The following is a 4,345-nucleotide window of genomic DNA, read 5'->3' on the forward strand; positions in this document are numbered from 1 at the left end:
ATAACTATAAGTTTTCGGGAACCCCCAGCCTAGCTGGGGGTTTTCTTTTAACCAATAAAAAATGCCCTGCAGGGCATTTATTACAGGATTTTGCCGGCAGAGAAAAGAATCTTCGCTCGCACGACATCGATCCGGTGCATTCTCAGGTCAGCGGAACACAGCATAAGGGGACGGGGGATGACGACTTCGGACATCGTTTTCCCCCGTCCCTCAATGCAGGAGACTTTTCAGGCTGCGGAGAGCTTTGCTAGTTGAATATGGCCAGGAGCACGGGAAGCAGTGCCAGACTGTAAATCAGCGTAAGCAGGAATGCCAGCACGCACAGGAAGAAGATCCACTTCTTCTGCACCCATTCCGTGTTGCTCCATATCAGTGCGGCGTTGCCAGAGGCGGCGGGCGTGCACACGGCCACCTGAATAGGCAGTACAATGACCATCATCATGGCTATGGGGTTGATGCCTATGGTTGCGGCCAGCGGCAGCAGCATGGGCGTGATGACCCGGGCGAGCACGGTGTTATGGCTTATCTGGGTGAGCACGCCCACGAAAAGCACCACGACGAATACGAATCCCACCGTTCCCATGCTTCGGGTCAGCGGTTCGAATATGGCGATGAACTGATGGAACACACCGGTCTTGTCGGACTCCAGCATATTGGCCATGGGCGCCGTCACGGCTATGCACATGATGAGGTTCCAGTTCATGCCCGTTTTCATGAGCTCGGAAAAATTCATGAGCGCGACGGACTTGCCGTCTCTGATGACGTGCACGATGCTGAGAATGATGAAGATGACCGTGGCTATGCCGACCAGACCGAGCTTGCCGAGGATCCCCACAAGGGGCCAGCTTTTAGGAAGATTGCCAGGAGCAAACAGCGCCAGCAGAAAAATGGTGAACGCACTGATGGCTATTTTCTGTTCCGTGGTCATCTTGTCGTCGCGCATACTGGCGAACAGATCGCCGGCCCGCAGCAGCTTGCTGGTATCGGGCCGGATGATGAACCGGCATATCAGCCAGAATATGAGAATGAGAATGTAGCTGATCGCGGAACGGGAAAAGAAATAGACCAGCGGATTCATTTCTATGCCGGTACTTGTTCTGAGGGCATCAAGATAAATGACCGACATCACCTGATAGGGAAGGCAGACGGCACCTACAAGTCCGGCAAAAACGATGCCGAAAAGCATGACGTTGGTATAGGCATCCTTGATGGTGTAGTCGCAGCTTTCCAGAATCTTGTAGAAGAAGCTCCAGCTGATGATGATGGCCGCCGATCCGTTGGTGAACACGGAAAGTACAAATGCACTCGTGAGCACCATGAGGCTCATAATCCACGGTCTCCCCACGGACAGCTTGCGGCTGGCGAACCAGCGGGAGATGAAAAGACTCAATCCGCTCTTTTCCATGTAGGCGGCAAAAAGCAGCACGCTGATGATCTGAAGCGTGAGATTGTCGCCCACGGCGCTCTTGAAGGCTCCGGCCATATTAGTGTAGCCGCTGAGCCCTATGGCTACAATACCGAGGAGGCTCGGCCACAGCATTTCCATGGTCGACCATCCGTAGAGCATGCCGACAAAAATACCTATGGCCTGCATACCCGTCGGAGTAATATTGCCCACGGGAGGAAGAAAGCCCGTACCAAACGTAAGCAGCAGGCAGATAGCCGCGTGCAGATGGTATCTGCGTCTTTTTTTCAGCTCAATGTCAATGGAAGATATTCTCTCCATATCGTCCCCCAAACATGCTGCCATAACGCACCATGAATGACTATATATTTTTACATTTCATCACTATTGACACGCATCAGATATGAATGTTCAAAAAATTCTCGGCATTTTTGCAGAAGAATTTTTCCCAGACTTCCTTTCTGAGCATGGATTTGCACTGCTCGACGGTATACTGCATGGGAGATGCAGGATATGTGCTGCCGAAAACGAACTTGTCCTGAAGCCGGTAGTTCGCCCCGACGACGTAATCCTGCGAGCCGGGATGCCTGACCAGATAGCTGTCCGGCGCAAGCCATATGTTGTCCCAGTTGATGGCCGCCGCGCAGGCCGCAACGGTCCAGGGCCATCCTGCATGGGAAAGAAGAATGTGGAGCCTCGGGAAGGCGGCTGCCACATGCTCGGCCAGCAGCGGAGAATACAGGCCGGAATCCGGGGCGTCGGGGCGATGGAACACACCGCCGAGCAGCACATTCAGAGGAATGCCCAGCGACTCGCACTTCTCGTATATGGGGAACACCCGTTCATCATCCATTTTCCAGGGCACAGGATCTATGCCCGGCTCCATGATGAGACCGTGACAAGGCCCGTGAACGATAAGCTCGTCGATGTCGCGAAGTATCTGTTCCATGGGATCGGCCAGAGGACGCACGCCGATGAAGCCTATGAACCGATCCGGCCAGGACTTCAGAAGCTCCAGCAGATCGCCATTGTCCAGCGTGGGACTTTTTCTCAGCGGCACAACGGCTTTGCGTATGCCCGACTCGTCCATCTCGCGAAGGTAGTGATCCATGGACTTGTGCAGAATGGAATCCGGCATGGGAATGTCCATGTTGGCAAACTTTCGGGCAAGGCCCATGCCCTTTTCCGAATCATTGACATTGAATACCCACTGATCGGCAAAGCGGCCGAACGGCGGACGGGAACGCATGTCGATAATATTCATGGCTTCTCCCCGCATTCGGCGTCATGCAATGTTGAAAAGACGGGCCGCATTGCCATACATGATCTTTTCCGCCACCTCTTCACGCAACACACTGCGGTAACGGCTGACGGCCTCCTTCAAGGACACGATGGGATAGGCGGAGCCGAACATCATCTGATCCTGAAGCTGATAGTTGGCGGCCGTGACGTAGTCCTGCCAGCCGGCAGTAAAGTTCATCATGTAGACGTCGGCGGAAATGTAGATGTTGGGATGCTGCACCGCCGCATGGCACATCTGCACGACGTGCGGCCAGCCGCCATGACAGAACACCATCTTCAGATCGGGAAACATGAAGCCGAGACGGTCCGCATACACAGGATCCAGATACCCCTGATCCCGCACCAGTCTTCCGCCGTAGGTGAACAGAAGAGGAATGCCGTTCTTCTGGCACTTCTCGTACACGGGAAAAGCCCTGCTGTCCGTAATGTACCACTGCTCGGGGCTGCAAAGATGGTTGGGTTCAATGATGATGCCCCGGCAGGGGCCGTTGATCACGTAGCGGTCTATTTCGTCGAGAGCCGCCTCGCCCTCCATGGGGTCTATCTGGGGAATGCCTATGAACCGGCCGGGATACCGGTCCAGAAGCTCAAGGAGCTCCTCGTTGCGGCCGCCGTTGGTTTTCCGCATGGTCACGACGCCGAGCGTGACTCCGGCTTCATCCATTTCCTCAAGCAGCCGTTCCATGGACTTTTCCAGCACGGAAGGAGCAATTTCGAGACCGCGGCGTTCCGCCATTCTGCGATTGCCTTCCACATTGTACAGCATGCCTTCAAGAAAGCCGCCGAAAGGCGGACGCATTCTCATGTCGATGACCTTCATTTCGTTCCCTCTCTGTAGTTTTCGGTTCTGTTGCCGGGGAAATTCGTGCGTATCCGTTCCGTAAATGCCGGAGGAGGACAGGCCTCCCTGGCGTACTGCAGGCTCTTCATGAGCCATGCCATGTTTCTGCCGAGCATCTTCAGCGTCTGCACGCCCTCCTCGTCCCTCATGGCTTCTTCAGGGCTCTTGCCGAACAGTCCGTTGTGGTACTGGCTCGGCACCATGACGATGTGGCTGGGCATGAGATAGTTGTTGAGCTGATGCAGAGCCGTCACGCCGCCGGAACGACGCAGGGCGGTAACCGAGGCGCCCGCCTTGAAATGCATGGCGCGCGTCATCTGCGATGCGTAGAAAAAACGGTCGAGAAAGGTTTTGGCCGGTCCGGGAATCCCGCAGAAATAGGTGGGAGCTCCAAGGAGTATGCCGTCGCAATGCTCAAGCGTTTCAATGGCACGGTTGACCATGTCGTCAATCACGCAACGGAAGCTTCCGCTTTTGCGGCACATAAGGCAGTCGGTGCACCCGCGCAGCGGAGTTGATCCTACTTGCACAAACTCCGTGTCTATGCCTTCCGAATCCAGCGCATCGGCAACAATTTTCATTGCGGTAAACGTCACTCCATTGCTATGGGGGCTCCCATTGATCGCCAGCACCTTCATAACTTTTTTCTCCAATAACTTTAACAAGTTGTATAAATAAACCGATTTCTAATATACAAACATTTATAGGTGTCACAAGAGATTTTTTTAAATTTATGACAAGTTTTTGTTGTGACATGACGGGCGATTCGTCCCCCGCGCGGCAAAAATGAAAAAAGT

Annotated in this window: 6 protein-coding genes; 1 reads left to right on the forward strand and 5 read right to left on the reverse strand. The window is 54.1% G+C overall.

Annotated elements, in window-relative coordinates:
- The coding region (locus tag QZZ60_RS10740) for a hypothetical protein (protein ID WP_295641272.1) at window positions 1-251 on the forward strand (251 nt) is incomplete at its 5' end.
- Here the strand turns inward: QZZ60_RS10740 and QZZ60_RS10745 are convergent.
- The 5 genes from QZZ60_RS10745 to QZZ60_RS10765 form a co-directional block, all read right to left on the reverse strand.
- The gene (locus QZZ60_RS10745; RefSeq protein ID WP_295641274.1) at window positions 248-1,726 is read right to left on the reverse strand and encodes a hypothetical protein; all 1,479 of its coding nucleotides are present in this window, start codon (window positions 1,724-1,726) and stop codon (window positions 248-250) included. The two genes, QZZ60_RS10740 and QZZ60_RS10745, sit on opposite strands and share 4 nt — an antisense overlap.
- 76 nt (window positions 1,727-1,802) lie before the next feature.
- Complete coding sequence (locus QZZ60_RS10750; protein WP_295641276.1) at window positions 1,803-2,669, reverse strand: amidohydrolase family protein; 867 nt, start codon at window positions 2,667-2,669, stop codon at window positions 1,803-1,805.
- Between the two features lie 21 nt (window positions 2,670-2,690).
- Window positions 2,691-3,527: an amidohydrolase family protein gene (locus QZZ60_RS10755; protein WP_295641278.1), complete on the reverse strand. Its 837-nt coding sequence runs from the start codon at window positions 3,525-3,527 to the stop codon at window positions 2,691-2,693.
- Entirely contained in the window at window positions 3,524-4,186 is a 663-nt protein-coding gene (locus QZZ60_RS10760) for a flavodoxin family protein (RefSeq protein ID WP_367119419.1), read from the reverse strand. The genes QZZ60_RS10755 and QZZ60_RS10760 overlap by 4 nt, the downstream gene beginning before the upstream one ends.
- Window positions 4,152-4,345, reverse strand: a 194-nt coding sequence (locus QZZ60_RS10765) for a hypothetical protein (RefSeq protein WP_295641282.1), incomplete at its 5' end; no start/stop codon positions are given. The genes QZZ60_RS10765 and QZZ60_RS10760, both read right to left, overlap by 35 nt.

The organism is uncultured Mailhella sp., from assembly GCF_905187505.1.
In the GTDB taxonomy this organism is placed as follows: domain Bacteria; phylum Desulfobacterota; class Desulfovibrionia; order Desulfovibrionales; family Desulfovibrionaceae; genus Mailhella.

What these genes read in the sequence shown, in the direction of transcription:
- QZZ60_RS10745 (WP_295641274.1), bottom strand. Translation starts at nt 1,726, where the DNA reads ATGGAGAGAATATCTTCCATTGACATTGAGCTGAAAAAAAGACGCAGA.
- QZZ60_RS10750 (WP_295641276.1), bottom strand. Translation starts at nt 2,669, where the DNA reads ATGAATATTATCGACATGCGTTCCCGTCCGCCGTTCGGCCGCTTTGCC.
- QZZ60_RS10755 (WP_295641278.1), bottom strand. Translation starts at nt 3,527, where the DNA reads ATGAAGGTCATCGACATGAGAATGCGTCCGCCTTTCGGCGGCTTTCTT.
- QZZ60_RS10760 (WP_367119419.1), bottom strand. Translation starts at nt 4,186, where the DNA reads ATGAAGGTGCTGGCGATCAATGGGAGCCCCCATAGCAATGGAGTGACG.